Origin of the sequence: Pantoea jilinensis, from assembly GCF_019104105.1 — a bacterium.
GTDB lineage: Bacteria > Pseudomonadota > Gammaproteobacteria > Enterobacterales > Enterobacteriaceae > Pantoea > Pantoea eucalypti.
On record NZ_CP077746.1, the window covers coordinates 2,828,080 to 2,850,603 of the forward strand.

Sequence of the window (22,524 nt, forward strand, 5' to 3'; positions counted from 1 at the left end):
TTACAGCAGCTTTTTCTGCTGCAGCCACTCAGTCGCTACGCTGCTCGCATCCTGACCGTCGACCGCGATTTTCGCATTGAGCTGTTGCAGCGTCTTCTCATCAAGCGCGCTGAAGACCGGCTTCAGCCAGTCGGCAATCTGTGGGTAGGCTTTCAGCACCGATTCGCGGATCACCGGCGTCGGCGCATAGATCGGCTGTACGCCTTTAGGATCGCTGAGCGTCTGCAGGCCCAGTGCCGCCACCGGACCGTCGGTGCCATAGGCCATCGCCGCGTTCACGCCCGACGTCTGCTGTGCTGCCGCGCTGATGGTGACAGCGGTATCGCCACCCGCCAGAGACAACAGCTGATCCTGCTTAAGGTCGAAGCCATAAGCTTTTTCAAAGGCCGGTAAGGCATCGCTGCGTTCGATAAATTCGGCTGAGGCCGCCAGTTTGAAGGTGCCTCCTTTTTTCAGGAAAGCGCTGAGATCGGCCAGCGAGGTAAGCTGGTTCTTCTCCGCCAGGTCCTTACGCACGGCGATGGTCCAGGTGTTGTTGGCCGGAGCCGGTGTCAGCCACACCAGATGGTTTTTCTCCGCATCCAGTTTCTTCACCTTTTCGTAGCCTGCGCCGGCATTTTTCCAGGCACTGTCTTTTTCATCGTTAAAGAAGAATGCGCCGTTGCCGGTGTATTCCGGGTAGATGTCGAGTTCGCCCGCCGTAATGGCGCCACGGACGACCTGGGTCGTGCCGAGCTGGATTTTATTGACAGTTTTTACCCCATGCTTTTCCAGCACCTGAAGAATCACATTGCCCAGCAGCGATCCTTCGGTATCAATTTTTGAGCCGACCCGCACAGGATCGGCCGCGTGTGCCATCCCCATGCTAAGCAGCAACGCGCTGACGCCCATCCAACCCCGAACTCTGACCATGGCCTTTTCCTTATCGCATTTTCGCGTGTTGTTTTTGTGTTTCATGAGTGCGTGATGACTTACAAGGCGTCATGCGCCTGAGGGTGCAGGCTGCTCTCCTGCCGCTGAGAGTGTTGCTGGCAAGGCGTGCAGCGATAAATTATCTGCTTTAAAAGCGTAGCCTGGCATAGCGGTGATGCAGCTGACTTTATCGAAAATTAATAACGATTTGGGATTATAATATTATTTTATATAACTGAAATGAATTTACGTCTGGGCGTCTAAACGGCTACTCTCGGTAATCTGTTTAAAATAAAAGATACATAACATCATGTCCGATCTGACTTCTTCCGCCCATGTGGCAACAGCAGGGAGTTCGCCCGGTGGCGAAACACAGTGGATTCGTAGCGCAGCTGACGTCTCCCGATTAGTCAACAGCGGCGACAGCGCCCGTAATAATGCCCGCATTGTGGTGGCGATTGCGCTGGGAGGCGTTTTTCTCGACGCCTACGACCTGGGTGCGCTGGCCTTTGGCATCAAAGACATCACACGCGAGTTTAATCTCACCCCAGCCGGCACCGGCATGGTCGCCTCGGCCATTACCTTCGGGGCGATTATCGGCGCGCTGATTGGCGGCTATCTCACCGACAAAATTGGCCGTTATCGGGTCTTCATGGCCGATATGTTCTTTTTCGTGGTGGCGGCTATCGCCTGTGCATTTGCGCCCAATGAATATGTGCTGGCTGGCGCGCGCTTCGTAATGGGGCTGGGCGTCGGGATCGATCTGCCGGTGGCGATGGCCTTTCTGGCGGAGTTTTCAAAGCTGCGCGGTAAGGGGAATAAAGCGGCCAGCGTGGCGATGTGGAGTCCGACCTGGTACGCAGCAATCAGCATCTCTTATCTGCTGGTGCTGCTGCTCTATGCGGTGTTGCCCGAAAGTCACACCGACTGGCTCTGGCGGCTGATCCTCGGTTTTGGCGCCGTTCCGGCGATTGTCATCATCGCTATCCGCAGCCGTTACATGAGCGAATCCCCGGTGTGGGCAGCTAATCAGGGCGACCTGAAAGGGGCCGCGGCGATTTTACGCAGTGCGTGGAATATCAACGCTCAGGTCGCGTCCGACGCCGCACTGACCGCTGCCACGCCGGTGCGTAAGGCAAGCTGGCGTAACTATGGTGCGCTGCTGCAGGGCGTCTATCGCCGCCGTACGCTGCTGGCGACCATTACCTCTATCGCCTCGTCGTTTGCCTATAACGCTGTGGCGTTTGGACTGCCGGTGATTATCTCCAGCTTCTTTGCTCAGTCGATGCTCACCACCATTCTGGTGTCGCTGGCACTGAATCTGCTGTTTGCCTTTGTCGGCGGGATTCTGGCGGTGCGACTGGTGCCGCGTCTGGGTGCGTGGAAGATGTCAGTGGCGGGATATGGTTGTCAGTGTGTGGCGCTGCTTGGGCTGGCGCTGATTGGTCGCCCGGAAGGCGGTCAGGAGGCAGCAATGGCTATCGCCATGCTGGCGTTGTTCCTGTTTGGTCAGGGATTCGGGCCTGGCTCGCACACCATGACGTTTGCCTCACTCAGCTATCCCACTTCACTGCGCGGCGTGGGCGTGGGCTTCAACCAGACACTGATGCGCGGCAGTTCAACCGTTTCGCTGTTTCTGTTTCCGGTGCTGGTCGCGGCGCTGGGCACGGGCGTGTTCTGGGTGATCTTCCTGGCGCCGCTGGCCGGTCTTCTGGCGCTGCTGGCCATCCGCTGGGAGCCGTCGGGCTATGATGTGGATGCGGAGGATTTTGAGCTGCCGCGTTAAACAACATTCCGGGCGTGGCGCGCACGCAGGCTCAGGGAACAAACGTCCTCTGCAAAGATGCAAAAGACGCCATCCCTGGCCGCGATGTTTAGCGATGGACGTTTGCGCCCATCGCTTTGAATTTCAAACCGTCTGACCGCACCTTAGTGCGGTTTTTTTATGCCGTGACAGCCGGAAATGGAAACTGCTCCAGATAATCCGGGATACGCGGGAAGGTATGCAAAAACCACGGCGTGAACTGCTGTGGCTGCTGCTGCATCTGCTGCTCGATCATCGCCATCGGACGATAATCAAAGGCATCCGCTTCCTGAGGATTAAGCTGCGGCAGGCTGTCACAGATCGCAAAAAAGACATGACCATATTCATGCTCTGTCAGGCCATTGCTCAGCTTCAGGTTATAGCTCAGTTCAAACACCGGCGTCAGTGCCACTGTCATACCCATCTCTTCACGCAGACGGCGCTCGGCGGCGTCGCGGGTCGATTCATGGGGATAAGGATGGCCACAACAGGTGTTACTCCATAAACCACCACAATGATACTTATCGCTGGCGCGCCGCTGCAATAACAGCTCCTGCCGGGAATTGAAGATGTAGACCGTCACCGCGCGGTGCAGCAATCCTTTTTCATGCACTTCCAGCTTTTCCATTTTGCCGGTGGGACGATCGAGGTGGTCAACGAGGATAACTTCAATAGCAGACATGGCGTTTCCTTGAGATTATTCCCAACTATTCTGGCACAGAATGCGCAGTTTGGGCGGATCATCGCGGATTTTTTACCCAGGTCCGTCAGAGATAAGCGGATGAAGCAGAGGGGAAATCAGGCCAGCAAGGCTGGCCTGGAAGAGAATTACAGTCGGAAGCTCTGAACAACCCGCTCAAGCTGGGTACTCTGTGATTCCATCGCCTGCGCGGCAGCGGAAACCTGCTCCACCAGCACGGCGTTCTGCTGTGTGGTGCCATCCAGCTGGGTAATTGCCACGTTGACCTGTTCGATACCCATGCTCTGCTCACGGCTGGCTGACATGATTTCGCTCATCAGGGTGGTCACACTGCTCACGCCCTGCATGAGCTCATCCATCGTCTGACCCGCCTGTTCCACCAGCGCACTGCCGGTATCAATGTTCGCCACTGACTCTTCGATTAACTTTTTAATCTCTCGTGCCGAGTTAGCTGAACGCTGTGCCAGGTTACGCACTTCCGATGCCACCACCGCAAACCCACGACCCTGTTCACCGGCACGTGCAGCTTCGACTGCGGCGTTCAGCGCCAGGATATTGGTCTGGAATGCGATGCTGTCGATTACGCTGATGATATCGACCACTTTACGGGACGAGTGATGAATCTCACCCATGGTGGTGACCACCTGACGGACCACTTCGGTGCCACGTGCGGCCACCTGGGAGGCATCGGCCGCCAGCTGGTTAGCATGCGTCGCGTTGTCGGCGTTCTGACGGACGGTGCCGGTCAGCTGTTCCATTGACGCGGCGGTTTCTACAATTGAGCTGGCCTGATCTTCAGTACGGGAGGAGAGATTGGCGTTACCACTGGCAATTTCCCGCGATGCGGCGGTGATCGCCAGCGCACTATCACCCACCTGCTGGAGCAGCCCCTGCAGATAGCTGATGAACTGGTTAAAGCTCTGCGCGACGGCGTTGAACTCCGGGCTGTTGCTGGCTGGCAGACGCTGCGTCAGATCGGCGCCCCCTTTCGACAGCGCTTCGATGTTGCTGTTCAGCGCGTTAAGACGCTTCATCATGGCGCGGACAAAGCCCAGCGACACCAGGAGCAGGATTACCGCCAGAGGAATCTGCACCAGGCCCAGTCGGGTCAGCATGTTATGCGACTGCGCTTTCAGCAGGCTGGTCGGCAGACTACTGGCGAGATACCACGGGCTGCCGGGAATCGCCTGAACGAACAGGGTCTGCTCGCCTTCGCTACTGTCATAGGTGGTTTCCAGCGGCTGGCTGCCAACACCGTTCAGCAGCGCTTTAAGCGGTGCTGCCATCGGCATCTGCACGTCAGCCAGGTTCTCCAGCTTCGGTGCGGCATTGACCAGCGCGCCATTGCCCACGACTTTGCCGTCGGCTTCAACAATCAGCACGTTGCCATGAATGGTTTCACCCATCTGCTTCGCCAGCTGATTAAAGAACCCCAGCGTGACGTCGATAGTGGCAACACCCCAGGCCGTGCCATTTTTGTAGATGGCCATAGCACAGTTAGTACGCGGCTGCGGACTGGCGGCATCCTGATAGGCTTTAGCCCAGGCACACTGCCCTTTTGCAGCAGCCATGCCATCTTTATACCAGGGTTGCTCCCAGTATTTGTCGGCGGCGTCGGAGTTCCAGTAGGTATTGACCTGCAGTTCATTGCTGGCATTACGGGCAAAGAAGCTGCTGTCTTTCTCTTTGGCCGGATCACGACGGTTTGGCAGTGGCCAGATACCGCCCCCAAACACATTGCTGTCCTGATACTGGTTTACCAGCGTCGGTAACAGGGTGTCGATAGTCGCGCTGTCCATAACGGAGGCCGCTTCGGTAATCGCACGCTGCTGAGCCTGCACGCGGTTCATCTGTTCAACGATGCCAGAGGCCAGTGAATCAACCTGATAGCGAACCAGACGGCTTTCGCTGTCGACGAGCTGTGGTGCGACGAACTGATTAATCACCCAGACTGTAACGAGTAAAAGCGCAACAAAGAATGCGATCATTGTTGCGGTAAAGCGGGATTGTGTTGTTTTGAACATCTTCATGCCCCTGCCCCTGGTACGGCGCGATTGCCTTATTCGGGTTAACGGCTCGCTTAAGGGGAACTTGAGATGGGCGGGATCACATATTTAAGAAATGTATGATTTATGTGAAATTTAATTTCACTCCGGGACTATCACCTCCCCAACAGCCGCCGGGGAAAGTGTCTACAGGCGCGTCATTGCTGAGCTACTCTGGCGAATCGACCACCTGCTGGCGTGGACGGAAAACGTGATCGTTACCGTCTGCTGTTAACAACTCCCGTAACTTCTGGCCGCCGTGTTCATCGGCCTGCGCGAACTGCCGCTCCGCTTCAGTAATCGGCGTTGTCCAGAGCAGCGTCGGGCGATCGCCATCACGCTTGGGCAGCGTGAACTGCCCTTTTTCGGTTGCCAGTTCATTCGCCAACAGGAAGCTTTCAAAGCCGACCGGTGCCACTTCTGACGCCAGCGTATGGCCCTCGCCCAGCCAGGTGAGACGCGCCCAGGGCAGATGTACAAATTCCGCCAATGCGCTGGCCATCTGCACCGCATTGCCTTCCGTCATGATTTCACCGTCAACCGCCATACCCAGTTCGATACGTCGATACTGCGGTGCCAGCTCATCAAACAGATAATCGACCTGCGGCATGGGCCGGATACTCATGCCAAGCGTCAGGAAATACCAGACGCCCTGATGCCAGTGCTGCGAGATTGCCATTGGCGGCCAGCTACCCTGATCAATCGCGTAATATTTCACCGACTCACCGAAACGAGCCTGATAGCAGGCCATGAGATCCTGCTGGACCTTATCCCACTCGCTGCCGTCGTGCCATTCTCGCCAGAACTGACGCTGATGCTCTGCACGGGCATAGTAGTCATTGGTTGATGCTGACCCCAGTGGGGCCGTCAGCCGGTTCTTTTTGATGCAGCCTGCGGAGAAACTCACCTGTTTCTCCTGATAGAGGCTCCAGCCAGGGATGACAGCCAGCAGCTGGCCGTAATACCACAGTGCTGCACCATCATCAGAAGGCTCCCACAGGATCTGCAGACCGGCCGGGTCCAGTGCGGGTTCCGCTTCCAGATTACGGCAATACTCTGCGCTGAGCAGCGGCGCTATGCCTTGCTCCATCGCCTCGCGGTCTTCCTGCGCCGGCGCAGGCAGCAGGTTTCGCAGCCAGCAGCCGCGCACAGCATACTGACTGCGGAACAGGTCGGTGGGCCAGATGTAAAAATAGGCGGTGCGCTCATCCTGTTCGACAATTGCGGTCAGTGTGCGCTGCTGATTGTGGACTTCAGCAATCAGGGATTTGTACGTCATAGTGCCTCGACAAAGCCTGGAGGAATCCATTTTCCCCGAGAATAGAGCAGGATCCTGGCTACGGCGATATGAGACAAGGGTAATAGTCTCAAAGTGCATCTCAGGATGATGTAGAGCGAGGAGCTGATGAAGGATTCTTGTACCAAAAACACTTTTACACGACCCGGATAAACAGTGTGAAATTCCAGAGCGATGCGATTTAAAAAAAGACTAAGGTTTTAACACAGGATGAGACGATCATCGCCTCATGCTAATCATAAAACCATACAGGGCTTTCTAAAAGAATAGCGTCTGTTTGCATCGATAATGACCGGCCCTATGCGTAAATCCGACTGCCTGATGTTCCTATGCAGAAACTGAGCAAATATCAATCATAAAAAATCAGCTGTGGCTAACTGCATCCTTTTTTCAAATAGCTCGGAAATCCTCAAAGAAATGATATTACCCTTGAGATGAATTCATATCATGTAAAGCATGATATATATCATTTGAAGCTTAAGGCAAAAAAACGTTAAATATCCCTATCGAACTAAATCCATGTAACCAAATCGGAAGGTTGAATCCGGCACATCTGATTATAGTAGTTTTGCAATCCCCGACCTGTATTGCAGAATGTCATTCTGCGCATCCTGAACGCTAATATTTTCAATAATAATACCATTAAAAATCACCCTATTCCCCCGTAACACTGCAGGAAAAATTAAATAACCCGAAAGCGGACAAAGAAACGCGAATATCCATACCGGAAAGATGTTAAAAATATAACGCACCATCCTGAATCAGCGCTAAAAATAAAAAACTCACAATTTTTCGTTCATACAAACGAATTATGATATCCGGACACGCCTGATATCGTCTATAGCCTGGAGTTAAAGAAAATATTATGCGTTTACCTTTAAACAGCAAAGCGATCATGATCATGACGCTCATCTGCTTTGTATGGGGACTACAGCAGGTTGCAATCAAGGCTGCCGAAAAAGAGGTTTCACTCACTCTGCAGATTGCTATGCGATCCGGTCTCGCGGCATTAGTAATATACGTTTATGCAAAGATTAAAGGAGAAAAATTTTCAATGGAGAAAATGACACTCTTCGCAGGCGTTTGTGCAGGAGTCCTCTTTGCGCTGGAATTTTTTTTTCTTTCTGAAGGACTACGCTACTCCAGCGCATCGCATATGGCGGTACTTCTTTATACTGCTCCACTCTATTCTGCTGTAGGCTTGCATATTTTTTCTGCCGAAGAAAAACTTACTGCCCGACAGTGGTTTGGTGTGATGATTGCATTTTTTGGGCTGGTGGTAAGCATGATCAATACAGTCGCTCATGCTGGCTTTGACAGCATTAATTATGGCGATTTGTGCGGACTACTTGCTGGCCTGGCCTGGGGATGCACTACCGTAGTTATACGTACAACGCCACTTTCTGTGTGCTCAGCAAAACAGACCCTGCTGTATCAGCTTTCAGGTGCATTTATCATTCTAATGACCATATCGCTCTTTAATGATGGTTATCATTTCAAGCCAGGTACAGTGGCATATGGAAGCCTGATATTCCAGACATTAATTGTTTCAGTAATCAGTTATCTTGTGTGGTTCAGCCTGCTGCGAAATTATCAGGTAGCCTCACTTTCAATGTTGACATTTATGACACCTTTTTTCGGAATACTTTCGGGCATAATAATATTGCATGAAAAAGTTCAGGCCAACTTTATTGCTGGCACAGTGCTGCTTATTATTGGCCTGCTTTTTATTACAGTAAAAACGCATCAACAGCATTCAAAAAATAAGTCAGTAGAATGAATTACGATATTTTAAGTTATAATATAAACTGCACTGGAGGTAATAACATTATGATTCAGGTAACAAATTACTCTCACGGTGCGCCTCTCATCACATTGAGTGACAATGCCAGCTTTGAAATCATGAGAAATAGAAAATGGTTTAGTCTTGCAAAAAATCAACGTATTGAGATACTTCGATTTGGCTACGATACAGCAATAGCATGGAACGAAACCAGGTCACATATCGATTATTTTAAACATGGAAAAATCTTCAGGTGCAATCTTATTTCCTGGTATAGCCCCGACACCTGGGCTAAAAAAAAATATTAATATACATCAGGCAGACAACTCAGGAATCGCTTAAAAGCCATGATTTTTGGCTACTGCCTGTCGGATATTATGAAGTTGAAGTAACAGTGCTCTACGGGCATCAGCATGCCCGGGAAAGGAAAAATTAATTCTCCTCTTTCCGTCCATTCCTGGACAAGATTAATTCTTCCCATCGCAATACCAAGATGCCGGGAAGCTGCAATCAGAGCCAAATCAGAACGGTCAAAGGATATTCCTTTTAGATCAGTATCAATATCCAGCTGAAAAAAACTTGACCAATTTGCCCATTCATTTTCACCTGAGTTAAAACGATCGTGCAGAAAGATACAATCTGACAGTTTTTCGGGATTGTTATAAAGACCATGATTTCTGGCATACCGCGGAGTACAGACCGGCGTTATGGCTTCTTTCATGAAGATCTCTTCTGTATAGCTTTCAGAAAACGAAGGTTTTCCGAAGTATATTGCCAGGTCTACTCCCCGATTAGCCAGATTAATGGCTTCAAGTCCGGTCAGAATCTTCAGCTGAACGGCAGGATTCTGTTCTATAAACTTATTAAGATGAGGAAGAAGAAGGCACTGAACGATAGACGGATGTGAATAAACAGTCAGATCACCTGTAAGCCCGCTATTCCTTATGTAATTAACCTCTTGATTTAAAAGATTAAAAGAATTTTTTAGTGCCCATTGCATCCGTTCTCCTTCAGGCGTGAGAGCTATTTTACGATGGAGCCTGTAAAACAAGCTGAAACCCAGTTCTTTTTCAAGCTGGCTGATACGATGGCTCACCGCGCTTGGGCTAACGAATAACTCCTCGGCAGCAAGCGCAAATGATAATCGCCGTGCAACACACTCAAAAGTATGCAAGCGGGAGAGCTGATAGCCGGTCAGAGAATTAAGTATCGGAATGTTCTTGCTGTCAGAAAACACTTTTCCCCCAGAGTCGTTAGTCAAAAGAAAATACTTATTATAACCGCTCACGGATATGCCCAACTTTTCCTTTGCTGGAAACCAGGCCTGGAGAAACAGCCATAATCTGTCTCAGCCTGTAAGCTTTATGGCTGGCCCGGAACGATCAATTGTTGAAACTGCTGTACAAAAGATTATCAGTGTAAGACATGCAGAAGCCTGAACAGACTATAAACGTCAGAGCATAACCTGCTTTTTCGTGGTCATAGCTTCAGGAAACGCTGCTTGCTCTCGCGTGACGTTTTCGGTTCTGCGGGAAGCCATAAAAGCGCCTGTAGGGTTACTTTTAAAGCACTGAACCCGCGTCGTTATGCTGGTAAAACTTAACCATCTGACTTACTTAAAAACGAGTAAAAAAGATACCAGTCACCTCAGTGCGGATCTCTCCCCATCCGCACCATTGCCCGATACCACGCTCCGCGCTGAATCGACCATCTCAACCCCAACGCGATGGCATTAATCTTCTGGTCAATGATCGCCTGCTCAAAGCGGCCGATTTCTCTACCGGACATCGCCTGCGCCCAGGCTGGCATTAGCCCGAAGCCTGATTTCAGCATGATCTTCATCACTGGTTTCGCCTGCCAGCTCGGTGCAGGGGCGTTCATCAGCAATCGCGTCACTTCGGCGGTACGCTCATCAAAGCGCAGCTCTGCTCGCATCTGTTGCAGGTAATCCGCCACATCAACAACGCTTTTCGGCACCTTCTCCGCGCCCAGCGCCTCGGCAATCTGCGCCGCTTCCTGATAGTACTGATCCTGTTCGGCGCGGCTGAGCTGCGGATTTTTATAGCGCAGATGGGCCGCCAGAAAACGGCTGGTCTCCGCCACATGCACCCAGGTCAGCAGATGTGGATCGCTGGCGGCATAAGGTTTGCCTTCGCTGTCGACGCCGCTGACTTTCAGATGAATGCGTTTCACCCGCTCAATCAGCGTCCGGGCATCCTGCGAATTCCCGTAGGTGGTCACGGCGATAAACTGACTGGTGCGCCGCAGGCGGCCCATCATATCTTCGCGGAAATTGGAGTGATCCCAGACGCCCGCCAGCGCCGCTGGATGCAGCATCTGCAACAGCAGCGCGCTGATCCCGCCGCACATCATGGAGGTGAAATCACCGTGGACGCGCCAGATCACGCTGTCCGGGCCATACAGGCCGGGATCGCCTGGCGGTTGAGAGAGGTCAAATTCATTCATCGACAGACCATTAAGGCGGAAGACCTGCTGCTGAATGCGGTCACGCAGATTAATCATAGCGGCTCTGATAGTGGATATGATGCGACGCGTGATAGCAGGACGCTCACGACGCGCCGCATCACCTTCCCCTGCATTCAGGGGAAAGGCTGACGGTTATTGGTAGTTGAACTGCGCATCCTGAGTACGCACGGAATCGAGTCCAATCATCACGTTGAATTTGCCTGGCTCGGCAACATGCTGCATCTGCTGGTTCCAGAATTTAAGCGCATCGACGTCGATCTTAAAGGTCACGGTTTGCGACTCGCCTGCTTTCAGCATGATGCGTTTGAAACCACGCAGCTCCTGCACCGGACGGCTGATAGAGGCGACCGGATCGTTCAGATACATCTGGACCACCGTCGCACCATCACGCTTACCGCTGTTAGTTACCGTTACGCTGGCCTTAATGCTGCCATTACGCGGCATGGTCGGTGAAGACATTTTTACCGGCGACACGGTGAACGTGGTATAGCTCAGGCCGTAACCAAACGGATAGAGCGGGCCGTTAACCGCATCATAGTAGTGCGAGGTGTACTTGTTCGGCTTCGCAAAGTTGTAAGGCCGGCCAGTTGGCAGATGGTTGTAGTAAATCGGAATCTGACCCACTGAACGCGGGAAGGAGACCGGCAGTTTGCCCGATGGGTTATAGTCACCGAACAGCACATCGGCGATGGCGTTGCCACCTTCGGTGCCACTGAACCAGGTTTCCAGCACGGCATCAGCCATGCGATCTTCGTTCACTATCGACAGCGGGCGGCCGTTCATCAGTACAATCACCAGCGGCTTACCGGTAGCTTTGAGCGCGGCTAACAGCTTCTGCTGGCTCGGCGGGATCACCAGATCGCTGCGGCTGGAGGCTTCGTGCGCCATACCCTGCGCTTCACCCACGGCGGCGACCACCACATCGGCCTGCTTCGCTTTAGCGACCGCGTCATCAATCATCTGTTGCGGTGAACGCGTATCAACAGAAACAGCCTGCTCATAGAGGTTCAGGAAGTCCTGAATCCCTTTGTTGTCGGTGACGTTCGCGCCCTTCTCATACAGCAGCGTCGCTTTGCCTTCGGTGGCATTGCGCATGCCCTGCAGCAGCGAAACGGATTGCTTCGCCACGCCCGCCGCAGACCAGCTGCCCATAATGTCGCGCTGACTGTCTGCCAGCGGACCAATCAGGGCAATGGTGCCCGATTTTTTCAGCGGCAGCGTTTCCAGACGGTTTTTCAGCAACACGATGCTTTTACGCGCGACGTCGCGCGCTTCAGCCCGATGCAGACGGCTTTCCGCATTGGTATCCTGCGGGTCACTCTCTTTCGGACCTAAATGGCTGTAGGGATCGTTAAACAGGCCCATGTCATATTTGACGTTAAGCACATGCCGTGCCGCATCATCAATTTCAGCCATGGTAACGTCGCCGCTCTTCACCAGCGCAGGCAGATACTTGCTGTAATATTCGTCGCTCATGCTCATATCGACGCCCGACTTCAGAGCGATGCGCACCGCTTCCTGCGGATCGCTGGCGACGCCATGTTTGATCAGCTCTTTAATCGCACCGTGATCGCTGATGGTGATGCCTTTGAATTTCCACTTATCACGCAGCAGATCTTTCAGCAGCCAGCTGTCTGCCGTGGCCGGTACGCCATTGATGGAGTTGAGCGCCACCATCACGCCGCCGCTGCCCGCATCCAGTGAGGCTTTGTAGGGCGGCAGATAGTCCTGGAACATACGCTGCGGACTCATGTCCACGGTGTTGTAGTCGCGTCCCCCTTCCACTGCGCCATAGAGTGCGAAATGCTTCACGCTGGTCATTACGCTGTAGCGATCGGCCGCGCTTTTTCCCTGCATCGACTGCACCATGCTGCGACCCATTTCGCTGGTGAGATACGTATCCTCACCGAAACCTTCGGAACCACGACCCCAGCGCGGTTCGCGGCTGACATCCACCATCGGTGCCCATGTCATATTCAGCCCATCGTCGGCCGCTTCATAGGCGGAGACGCGCCCCACCTCTTTCACCGCATCCAGATCCCAGCTCGACGCCAGGGCTAAAGGAATAGGAAAAATGGTGCGCTGGCCATGAATAACGTCGTAGGCGAAAAACAGCGGGATTTTCAGGCGGCTGAGCTGCATCGCCTGATCCTGCATCGCGCGGATATCCTGACGGGTCACAGTATTAAAGATCGCGCCAACCTGACTCTTCTGAATCATGTCGCGAATCACTTCTTTCGGATTATCAGGTCCGACGCTGATTAAACGCAGCTGGCCGATTTTCTCGTCCAGCGTCATTTTTTTAAGCAGTTGGTTAACGAAGGCATCCCGCGCCTGTTCGGTCATCGGGTGGTTACCTTGCACTGTCTCAGCTAAAGCGGGTTGCATCGCGAGGGAGACAGCGAGACTAACAGAGCAAATCCATTTCATCAGGTTGGGTTCTCTTAAGTAACTGCGCAATATCGAATTAACAGGCGGCAGTGTGCCACAAGATGAGAATAGCAGGTAGCGGTCAGGGTCACACTGCGTTGTGGTCAGTTGACGTGCTACAGTTAGGACGCACTGATAAGACAAGGGAATTGCTCATGACACAAACCTCTGCCCTGCTTTCTGACCTGCGCCGCCTGGTCGGCCCCTCTCATCTGCTGACAGAACCTGAACAGACCGCCCGCTATCGCAAAGGCTTTCGCTCCGGCGAAGGTGACGCGCTGGCCGTGGCGTTCCCTGGTACGCTGCTGGAGCTCTGGCGGGTACTGCAAACGCTGGTGAATGCGGATGTCATCATCCTGATGCAGGCGGCCAATACCGGCCTGACCGAAGGGTCAACGCCGCATGGCGACGATTACGATCGCCCGCTGGTGATCGTCAGTACCCTGCGACTCGATAAGCTTCAGCTGATTGACAGTGGCCAGCAGGTGCTGGCGTTCCCCGGCAGTACACTCTATCAGCTGGAAAAAGCGCTGAAGCCGCTGGGGCGCGAGCCTCACTCGGTGATTGGCTCCTCCTGTATTGGTGCCTCGGTGCTGGGCGGCATCTGCAATAATTCCGGCGGATCGCTGATTAAGCGCGGCCCGGCCTACAGCGAAATGGCCCTGTTTGCTCAGATTGATGCACAGGGAAGACTGAAGCTGGTTAACCATCTCGGCATCGATCTGGGAACGTCGCCGGAAGAGATTCTGGGGCGACTGGATGACGATCGCTGGCAGCCTAAAGATGTGCAGCACGATGGCCGTCACGCTTCCGATCATGAATATGCAGACCGGGTGCGTGAAGTTGATGCCGATACGCCAGCGCGTTACAACGCTGATGCGCGTCGTCTGTTCGAAGCATCCGGCTGTGCCGGAAAACTGGCGGTCTTCGCGGTGCGACTTGATACCTTCCCCACTGAACCGCAGCAGCAGGTGTTTTACATCGGCACTAACGAACCCGCTGTGCTCAACGATATCCGCCGTCACATGCTGGCGCATTTTACTCATTTGCCGGTGGCGGGCGAATATATGCACCGCGACATCTATGACATTGCGGAAGTCTATGGCAAAGACACCTTCCTGATGATCGACAAGCTGGGCACCGATAAGATGCCGCTGTTTTTCACGCTGAAGGGGCGGATTGATGCCTGGCTGAACAAGCTCTCCTTCGTTAAACCGCACTTCAGCGATCGCCTGCTGCAGCGCCTGAGTAAACTGTTTCCGGCGCATCTGCCCAAACGCATGAAGCAGTATCGCGATAAATATGAACATCATCTGATGCTGAAGATGTCGGGCGACGGCGTGGCAGAAGCGCGTCAGTTCCTGCGTGACTACTTCCGCGAAGGCGGCGGCGAGTTCTTTGAGTGTGAAGGCAAAGAAGGTGCGCACGCCTTTCTGCATCGCTTTGCGGCGGCAGGTGCGGCCGTGCGCTACCACGCGGTGCATGCCGATGAGGTCGAGGATATTCTGGCGCTGGATATCGCCCTGCGTCGCAACGATGCGGACTGGTTTGAAACTCTGCCCGATGAGATTCGCGCATCTTTAAGCCATCGCCTCTACTATGGTCACTTCTTCTGTCATGTCTTCCATCAGGATTACATCGTCAGAAAAGGGGTCGATGTGCACGCGCTGAAAGCGCAGATGCTGGAGATCCTTCAGGCGCGCGGCGCGGAATATCCCGCTGAACATAACGTTGGGCATCTCTATCAGGCGAAACCGCAACTGGCGGCGTTCTATCGCCGGCTCGATCCGACTAACAGCTTCAATCCCGGCATTGGCAAAACCAGCAAGCAAAAAGGCTGGGCGGTGAAACAGGTTTAACTCGCTGTTATCTGTCAGCCTGCCCTTCTCTGCAGGCTGACGTTCAAAACAGCCGAACCAGCAGACCCCATAAAACCTGCAGACTATTTGGTTATTCAGTTAATGAAATAGTCATCACTTAATCCAGCCTGACTGCTTTCCCTGATTACCGATTGCCCTTACCTTGTCTGCTAATAATATTTTAATAAAAAATTAATCCATCCTCCCATATTGAACCCACATTATTTTATGTCTCTGGGTTATGCGCAACGCCTCACAAAAAACCACCCTGACAATTTATAATTCGCGTCGCGAAAAATATATTCACGACACAAAAATAAAAGACCACAAATATTAATTTACCTCAGGGCAGGATCTTCCATGTCTAAAAAAAACTACACATTAGTATTGATGGAAATAATAGCGCTGTCAGCAGGCGTAACGGCAATGTCATCAACGCCAGCCTATGCTGCCGGATTTGTTGACGACTCAACGCTGACAGGAAATGTTTTTTACTGGCAGCGACAGCGAGACCGAAAAGAGAGCGATCCCGCCAGTCAGCATCAGGGAGAGTACCAGGCTAATTTACACCATACTTCACTCAACAGTAACCTCGACTATCAGTCCGGCTATGCCGGGGACTGGATTGGCATGGACCTCGCCGTGTTTGGCGCCGTTGAACTTTCCAATAGCGGTCCCGCCGCACCCAATGAAATTGGCTTCAGTAAATCGCATTCCCGCTGGAATGAAAAATGGAATGGCGACAGCAGTGGCGCATCGGTTTATAAAGCCGCACTGAAATTAAAACATAACGACTACTGGTTACGCGCGGGTTATATCCAGCCAACCGGACAGACACTGATTGCGCCTCACTGGAGTTTCCTGCCCGGCACCTATCGCGGATTTGAAACGGGTGCACTTTATGATTTCCAGCAAGCAGGCGCATTATCACTCTCCTGGATGTGGACCGATAAATATAAAGCCCCCTGGTATCGTGATTTATATAATTTCCGGCAGGCTGATAATAAAACGCCTGTCAGCTACCTGCATTCATTCGGCATGAAATATGACTTCAAAAATAATCTGGTGCTTGAAGGTGCATTTGGTCAGGCCGCACATTATATGGATCAATATTTTGCCAAAGCATCCTGGTCTGCCAGCCCAGGTGGTAACGAACTGCGCACCAGCTATCAGTTTTATGGCGCACGCGACAAAGTCTCGGGGGGCGCCGCAAACCCGCGTGATGTCTATGATGGCCTGGCCTGGTTACAGGCGATCACCGTCGGTTATACCGTCGGCCCGGTGGATCTCCGACTTGAAGGCAGCTGGGTTAAAGCTGAAGGGAATCAGGGCTTTTTCCTGCAGCGCATGACGCCGGGCTACGCCACCTCCAACGGACGAATGGATATCTGGTGGGATTCGCGTTCTGACTGGAACGCCAATGGTGAAAAAGCGATCTTTGCGGGCGCGATGCTCGATTTATCGCCGTGGCAGCTGACGGGCTGGAAAGCCGGCGCATCTTACGTCTGGGGCTGGGATGCAAAACCCGCCACGCTCCCCACCGTTGACCAGAGTCAGCGACTGAGAGAGTCGGCCTGGAACCTTGATCTGATCTATCAAATCCAGCAGGGCCGGGCCAAAGACACCCAGTTCCATCTTCACTATACCCGCTACAAAAATCACAGCGACCTGCCCAGCTTCAGCAATGGATACAACAACATTTTCCAGGACGAGAAGGACATCAAATTTATTGTTATCGCGCCGTTTACGCTGTTCTGACGCCCTGCGGACTTTCGGAACTATTTTCACCATTAAGGATGAATCAACATGTTCAAGTTAAGCCTTATCGCGCTCACTCTGCTGAGCGTTACCGCCACAGGCCACGCCAGCTCGTCAGGGCAGAAGGTGGTTGATCAAATCAGCCAGTTTGGCGTGACCTATCAGGTAACAGACAACCAGGCGGGACTGCACGGTACAGATTGCGCCGCGTTAGGCGCCGATTTTGCCTCCTGTAACCGCGCCATTATCACGCTGACCAATAACGGCCCTGCACTGACCGACAAAAACTGGGCCATCTACATGAGCAACATCCGCCAGACGCTGCGGGTCGATAACGATCAGTTTACATTGACGCATCTGGTCGGAGACTTAACGCGACTGGAGCCAACAGAGAAATTCACGGGTATTGGCGCGGGCGAATCAGTGCAGATCCCCATCGTTAACGAATACTGGCAACTGTTCGTGACTGATGTGATGCCGCGCTGGTATGTCACCTCCGGTGAGGCGACGCCAAAAATTATTGCCAGCACTGACTACGAAGATCCCAGCCAGTTTGTATTGCCGCTGGATAACCACTGGCGACGCAGTGCCGATGACAATAACGTCCTGATGCAGCCTGTCAGCCGGTTTGAGAAAAACAGCGATGTCGCCACCCTGCCAGCCTCAGCATTGCGGGGGCAAATCACACCCACGCCGCTGGACGTTAAACTTCGTTCGCAGGATGCCGATCTCAGCCGTGGCGTCACCTTGTCACTGACTGGACTGAGCCGTGAAACCGCTGAGGCAGTGAGACAGCGTATGGCACTGCTTGGCCTCAAAGAATCGCCTGATGGATTCGCTATTAACACGCAGGTCAAACCGGGTCACTTTAGCGGCAAAAAAGCGATATCGGGCGCATACGACCTCGATATTACTTCCCGCCGTGCGAGCATAGTCGGCTACGACGCTGCCGGTGCGTTCTACGGTCTGATGTCGATTCTGTCACTGGTCCCCTCAGAGGGCGCGCCACGGATTGCCACGCTGGAAGCCCATGATGCGCCGCGCTTTGCTTATCGCGGTGCCTTCCTTGACGTTGCCCGTAACTTCCACAGTAAACAGGCGGTGATGCGACAGCTTGATCAGATGGCATCGTGGAAGATGAACCGTTTCCATTTCCACCTCAGTGATGATGAAGGCTGGCGGATTGAGATTCCCGGCCTACCGGAACTCACGGAAGTGGGTGCGAAACGCTGTCATGATCTTTCCGAACAAAAGTGTCTGCTGCCGCAACTGGGTTCCGGCCCCTTCAGTGATAACAATGGCAGCGGCTATTTCAGTCGCGCTGACTATATAGAGATTGTTAAATATGCGCAGGCGCGCCACATTCAGGTCATCCCGGAAATTGATATACCCGCCCATGCCCGGGCGGCGGTCATCTCAATGGAAGCGCGCTATCAGCGGCTGATGAAGGAGGGGAAACCTGACGAGGCTAACGCCTGGCGCCTGATCGATCCGACCGATAACTCCAACACCACCTCAGTGCAGTTTTACGACCGTACCAGCTATCTCAACCCCTGCATTGAAAGTTCACAACGCTTCGTGGACAAAGTGATTGGTGAAATCAAGGCGATGCACCAGGAGGCAGGCCAGCCACTCAGCGTCTGGCATTTTGGCGGTGATGAAGCGAAGAATATCCGGCTGGGCGCAGGCTACTCTGACAAAAACAGTCCAAAACCGGGTACCGGTCTGCAAGACCTGAGCCGCGAAGATTTGCCATGGGCAAAATCACAGGCCTGTCAGGCACTGGTGAAAAGCGGCAAAGTGGAAGATCTGGCCCATCTGCCGAGCTATTTTGCCCTGACCGTGAACGAAATCGTGAACCGGCACGGTATTGGCAAAATGCAGGCCTGGCAGGATGGCCTGAAAGATGTCAAACATGCCGGAGAGTTCGCGACGCCGCGTGTCGCAGTCAACTTCTGGGATACCCTCTACTGGGACGGTTTTGACAGCGCCGGTGACTGGTCACAGAAAGGGTACGACGTAGTCATCTCCAGCCCTGACTACCTCTATCTGGACTTCCCGTATGAAGTTAACCCACTGGAGCGCGGCTACTACTGGGGCACTCGCTTCAACGATGAGCGAAAAATCTTTGGCTTCGCACCGGACAACCTGCCGCAGAATGCTGAAACTTCGGTAGATCGCGACGGTAACGTTTTCAGCGCCAAATCCGCGAAACCCTGGAAAGGGGCTTATGGTATTTCGGCCCAGCTGTGGAGCGAGACCGTGCGCACTGACGATCAAATGGAGTACATGAACTATCCTCGCCTCCTTTCAGTCGCAGAACGCAGCTGGCACCGCGCCAGCTGGGAGCGGGACTATCAGCCGGGTGAGGAGTATACCGGTGGCAAAACACAACTTGTTGATCAGAAGGCGCTTCTGAACGACTGGCAGCGATTTGCCAACCTGCTGGGACAACGGGAACTGGCAAAACTGGATAAAGCGGGTATTGATTATCGCCTGCCCGTACCGGGAGCAAAAATTGCTGATGGTATTCTGTTGATGAACGTGGCATTGCCTGGCATTACGCTGGAATACAGCCTGGACAAGGGTGAGAACTGGCAGCGCTACGACGCCAACAGACCGCCGCAGGTCAACGGTACTGTCGCCATTCGGTCGGTGAGCAGCGATGGCCAGCGCACCAGCCGTGAGGAAACGTTGTAGTCAGCGGGAGTGAGAAAACAGGCTTAAAAGCCCGTGTTTTGGACATAAAAAAGGCCGACAGACGTCGGCCCTTTCACCTCTGAAACGGGTTCTTTTAAACCAGCTTCTCTTCGGGTACCGGCTCCACATCTGCTATCTGCTGACGGCGCTCAATAATCATGGTCTGCGGAGTGGAGAGCAGAATGCCCTCTTTACGCAGACGCGTCAGAATATCGAACAGCAGATCGCTCTTCGCTCCTGCTATCTGCCGCTGACCGGCAACATTACCGGTGACGCTCAGAACAATCCCTTGCTGGGTCAGATCTTTAAACGAAACCGATGGCTCAGGTGTTTCCAGAATACGTTCGTTTTCGTTATAAACTTCCAGCAGAATATCGCGCACCTTTACCGGGTCGATATTTAGCGGGAAGGTCAGCGTAATGGTGACCACACCCTGCGCATTACCCATTGTCGCGTTGCGCACGTTCTGCGAGATAAACTGCGAGTTCGGCACAATCACGGTGGATTTGTCGCCCAGCTGAATCTCCGTGGCACGCACATTAATCCGGCGAATATCCCCTTCAATGCCGCTGATGCTCACCAGATCGCCGACTTTCACTGGCCGCTCGGTCAACAGAATCAGACCGGAGATAAAGTTCTTCACGATCTCCTGTAAGCCAAAACCGATACCAACCGACAACGCACTGACGATCCAGGCCAGCTTGTTCCACTGCAGCCCCATAATCGACAGGGTCAGCAGAATAATCAGCACATAACCGATGTTGCTGAACAGCGTCACCAGCGACACCCGCATCCCCACATCCATGGTGGTTTTTGGCAGGAAATCGGTATCAAGCCAGCGACGCACCGAACGCAGCACATAGATGCCGACAATCAGGCAAATTATCGCATTCACCATATGCGCTGGCACAATGTTCAGGGATTCGAGGCCTTTACCGCCCCAGAACTCAATGACTTTTTGCAGCAGCTCAATCGGCGTTGAAGAGGCAAAGGTGCCGTTGACCAGCGCCAGCGCCACCACCAGCACCAGGAAGGTTTTACCGATGGCCGTCAGCAGCGTAGCCGTTTGCTGCAAATGACGCTCATTGATGTTAAGTGAACTCTGAATGCGTCGACCGGTGGCATTACTGGTCGAAAAGAGACTCTCACAACCATCCTTGAGCAGGTGACTCAGGAAGTAGAACGAACCAAACAGCAGACCGCACCAGATCACTTCATAACTCAGGAAGCGCGCCAGCGTAACGTAACCGATCAGCAGCGACACGAGGATGGCAACCGCGGTCAGCGTCAGGCCCATCTGAATCAGCCCGACCAGCGTTGAGCGTGCTTCCGGCGGTGTGCCCGCCTGGGTCAGGCGACGGCGTACGCGGTTGGTGCGCATGCTGATCGCCAGTGCAGTACTGCCAATCAACAGTGCCGTCAGGCCGTTGGCAAAAATGGTGGTATTCAGACTGGTGCCGACGCTGTAGTTAAACGCCTCGACCGTCTGGAAGATAAACACCAGCACAGCGGTGATGGGTGGAAACGGCTTTAATGCCATCGCCACTTCATTGGAGATAGCCGGTAAGCGCCAGCTGGGCCTGCGGGTAGAGAGGAATGCGCGCCCCAGTCCGGCAATCAGGCCACAAAAGACGCTTAGCTGCACCAGACGATCAACAAAGTCCTGAACGTTTTCAGAGACCTCATCCCGGCGGGTAAAGGCCAGAGAGAGAAAGTTAAAGGTGAGGACAACAGCCGCCAGCGTAGTCAGCGCTACCGCTGCCGCCAGGAAACTGCGGCGCAGTTTTCCTTCCGGCAGTTTATTAATGCTGACCCAGGCCAGAAACTCTTCACTGTAGCGACGACCGACCGTCATCACCAGCAATGCCGCCAGCAGCCAGAAGACACTGCCCACGCGCCAGCCCGGCTCCCATGAGAGTGCCGCGGTATCCTGCAACTCCTGCAGGAACTCACCAATCTTCTCACCATCCAGATCCTGGCTATTGAGCAACGGTGACCAGAAGCGTGCACCAAGGATGCTGCCGGAGTTCAACGCCAGCTGGCTTTTCAGCTGATCACGACGCAGGTTAACAATCTGCGAGGAGAGCATCAGCGCGCCATTTTTAATCCCTTCTGCCTGTTTGATTTGGTCGTCGAGTTTGCCTTTCTGGCTCTCAAGCGCGTTACGCTTGCGTGTCACTTCCGGGGTTTCTTTCACCCCACTGTCGGCTTTCGGGGCCGGGCCAAGTACACCCAGCTGTGCATCGACCTGCTGGCGATCGGGTACCAGCGCCTGCCCGAGCGTATCGGCACTGCCAGAGAGTTCCAGCGCCATTTCATTCAGCTGTGTCAGCTTGTTTTCGCCGGCATCGACGGAGACCTGACTTTTAATTTTATCGAGGATCTTCTGCATTTTCGGCAGTTCCACCGCAGCATTCAGCTTCGGTGGCGCATCCTGTTCCTGAGCAGGCGTGGCCGTATTATCCGCGGCCAGCGCCAGCGCCGGGGCAAACCCCACCAGCGCCAGCATTAACAATGCAAAAAAGGATCGTATAAACATATGAGTAAGATTCCGGCAGCTTAAATCAGGCGATCTTCCCTCGCCAGTCGCGCGTAGTGTAGGGCTTTGCAAGGGAGGGCAATATAGGAATAACGGGCATTTTTTGGGGCTGATTCCGGGCGGTCAGAGGCAAAAAAGGGCCTGAAGCCTCTGACCACATTCTATTCTGGCATCCTGCTCAGCCTGCAGGCAATGCCTGTCGCGCAATAC

At 53.5% G+C, this 22,524-nt stretch carries 13 protein-coding genes; 5 read left to right on the forward strand and 8 right to left on the reverse strand.

Annotated elements, in window-relative coordinates; translation table 11 throughout:
- Positions 1–912 carry a glycine betaine ABC transporter substrate-binding protein OsmF gene (osmF, locus tag KTJ90_RS13350; RefSeq protein WP_003851785.1) on the reverse strand — a complete coding sequence of 304 codons (912 nt, stop codon included), beginning with the start codon at positions 910–912 and terminating at the stop codon, positions 1–3.
- 310 nt (positions 913–1,222) lie between these two features.
- Between osmF and KTJ90_RS13355 the strand changes: the two genes are divergently transcribed.
- On the forward strand, positions 1,223–2,698 hold the full coding sequence (locus tag KTJ90_RS13355) for an MFS transporter (protein ID WP_499024958.1): 1,476 nt from the start codon (positions 1,223–1,225) through the stop codon (positions 2,696–2,698).
- 157 nt (positions 2,699–2,855) lie between these two features.
- Here the strand turns inward: KTJ90_RS13355 and idi are convergent, their stop codons facing one another.
- The 3 genes from idi to KTJ90_RS13370 all read right to left on the reverse strand — a co-directional run bounded on the left by idi (position 2,856) and on the right by KTJ90_RS13370 (position 6,740).
- A complete protein-coding gene (gene idi / locus KTJ90_RS13360) occupies positions 2,856–3,398 on the reverse strand; it encodes an isopentenyl-diphosphate Delta-isomerase (RefSeq protein WP_008925075.1) in 543 nt (180 codons plus the stop codon).
- Positions 3,399–3,544: 146 nt separating this feature from the next.
- Positions 3,545–5,440, reverse strand: coding sequence for a methyl-accepting chemotaxis protein (locus tag KTJ90_RS13365; protein WP_499026524.1), 1,896 nt, complete (start codon positions 5,438–5,440; stop codon positions 3,545–3,547).
- A 190-nt stretch (positions 5,441–5,630) separates the two neighbouring features.
- Positions 5,631–6,740, reverse strand: coding sequence for a suppressor of fused domain protein (locus KTJ90_RS13370; RefSeq protein ID WP_003851794.1), 1,110 nt, complete (start codon positions 6,738–6,740; stop codon positions 5,631–5,633).
- Positions 6,741–7,623: 883 nt separating this feature from the next.
- On the opposite strand from KTJ90_RS13370, the gene KTJ90_RS13375 reads away from it, so the two are divergent.
- The gene (locus KTJ90_RS13375; RefSeq protein WP_078804207.1) at positions 7,624–8,538 is read left to right on the forward strand and encodes a DMT family transporter; all 915 of its coding nucleotides are present in this window, start codon (positions 7,624–7,626) and stop codon (positions 8,536–8,538) included.
- 361 nt (positions 8,539–8,899) lie between these two features.
- Here KTJ90_RS13375 and dsdC read toward each other — a convergent pair whose 3' ends face one another.
- The 3 genes from dsdC to bglX form a co-directional block, all read right to left on the reverse strand.
- Positions 8,900–9,778 (reverse strand): DNA-binding transcriptional regulator DsdC, encoded by an 879-nt coding sequence (dsdC, locus tag KTJ90_RS13380; RefSeq protein WP_499024961.1) that lies wholly within the window; start codon positions 9,776–9,778, stop codon positions 8,900–8,902.
- 410 nt (positions 9,779–10,188) lie between these two features.
- Positions 10,189–11,064 carry an oxygenase MpaB family protein gene (locus KTJ90_RS13385; RefSeq protein WP_008925071.1) on the reverse strand — a complete coding sequence of 292 codons (876 nt, stop codon included), beginning with the start codon at positions 11,062–11,064 and terminating at the stop codon, positions 10,189–10,191.
- A gap of 96 nt (positions 11,065–11,160) precedes the next feature.
- The gene (gene bglX, locus KTJ90_RS13390) at positions 11,161–13,458 is read right to left on the reverse strand and encodes a beta-glucosidase BglX (protein WP_008925070.1); all 2,298 of its coding nucleotides are present in this window, start codon (positions 13,456–13,458) and stop codon (positions 11,161–11,163) included.
- Between the two features lie 155 nt (positions 13,459–13,613).
- Here bglX and dld point away from each other — a divergent pair, with 155 nt between their 5' ends.
- The 3 genes from dld (at position 13,614) to KTJ90_RS13405 (ending at position 19,775) form a co-directional block, all read left to right on the forward strand.
- Positions 13,614–15,317 (forward strand): D-lactate dehydrogenase, encoded by a 1,704-nt coding sequence (gene dld / locus KTJ90_RS13395; RefSeq protein WP_003851802.1) that lies wholly within the window; start codon positions 13,614–13,616, stop codon positions 15,315–15,317.
- Positions 15,318–15,677: 360 nt separating this feature from the next.
- Entirely contained in the window at positions 15,678–17,075 is a 1,398-nt protein-coding gene (gene chiP / locus KTJ90_RS13400) for a chitoporin ChiP (RefSeq protein ID WP_008925068.1), read from the forward strand.
- Positions 17,076–17,123: 48 nt separating this feature from the next.
- Positions 17,124–19,775: a beta-N-acetylhexosaminidase gene (locus KTJ90_RS13405; RefSeq protein WP_499024968.1), complete on the forward strand. Its 2,652-nt coding sequence runs from the start codon at positions 17,124–17,126 to the stop codon at positions 19,773–19,775.
- A 94-nt stretch (positions 19,776–19,869) separates the two neighbouring features.
- On the opposite strand, the gene KTJ90_RS13410 is transcribed toward KTJ90_RS13405, so the two are convergent.
- Positions 19,870–22,314, reverse strand: a complete 2,445-nt coding sequence (locus KTJ90_RS13410) for a DUF3772 domain-containing protein (protein ID WP_039659233.1) — start codon at positions 22,312–22,314, stop codon at positions 19,870–19,872.
- Between the last annotated feature and the right edge of the window lie 210 nt (positions 22,315–22,524).

Bases quoted from the DNA above. Each gene is read 5' to 3' on its own strand.
- dld (WP_003851802.1), top strand. From the start codon at position 13,614: ATGACACAAACCTCTGCCCTGCTTTCTGACCTGCGCCGCCTGGTCGGC.
- KTJ90_RS13355 (WP_499024958.1), top strand. From the start codon at position 1,223: ATGTCCGATCTGACTTCTTCCGCCCATGTGGCAACAGCAGGGAGTTCG.
- KTJ90_RS13385 (WP_008925071.1), bottom strand. From the start codon at position 11,064: ATGATTAATCTGCGTGACCGCATTCAGCAGCAGGTCTTCCGCCTTAAT.
- chiP (WP_008925068.1), top strand. From the start codon at position 15,678: ATGTCTAAAAAAAACTACACATTAGTATTGATGGAAATAATAGCGCTG.
- bglX (WP_008925070.1), bottom strand. From the start codon at position 13,458: ATGAAATGGATTTGCTCTGTTAGTCTCGCTGTCTCCCTCGCGATGCAA.
- KTJ90_RS13410 (WP_039659233.1), bottom strand. From the start codon at position 22,314: ATGTTTATACGATCCTTTTTTGCATTGTTAATGCTGGCGCTGGTGGGG.
- KTJ90_RS13365 (WP_499026524.1), bottom strand. From the start codon at position 5,440: ATGTTCAAAACAACACAATCCCGCTTTACCGCAACAATGATCGCATTC.
- osmF (WP_003851785.1), bottom strand. From the start codon at position 912: ATGGTCAGAGTTCGGGGTTGGATGGGCGTCAGCGCGTTGCTGCTTAGC.
- KTJ90_RS13375 (WP_078804207.1), top strand. From the start codon at position 7,624: ATGCGTTTACCTTTAAACAGCAAAGCGATCATGATCATGACGCTCATC.
- idi (WP_008925075.1), bottom strand. From the start codon at position 3,398: ATGTCTGCTATTGAAGTTATCCTCGTTGACCACCTCGATCGTCCCACC.
- KTJ90_RS13370 (WP_003851794.1), bottom strand. From the start codon at position 6,740: ATGACGTACAAATCCCTGATTGCTGAAGTCCACAATCAGCAGCGCACA.
- KTJ90_RS13405 (WP_499024968.1), top strand. From the start codon at position 17,124: ATGTTCAAGTTAAGCCTTATCGCGCTCACTCTGCTGAGCGTTACCGCC.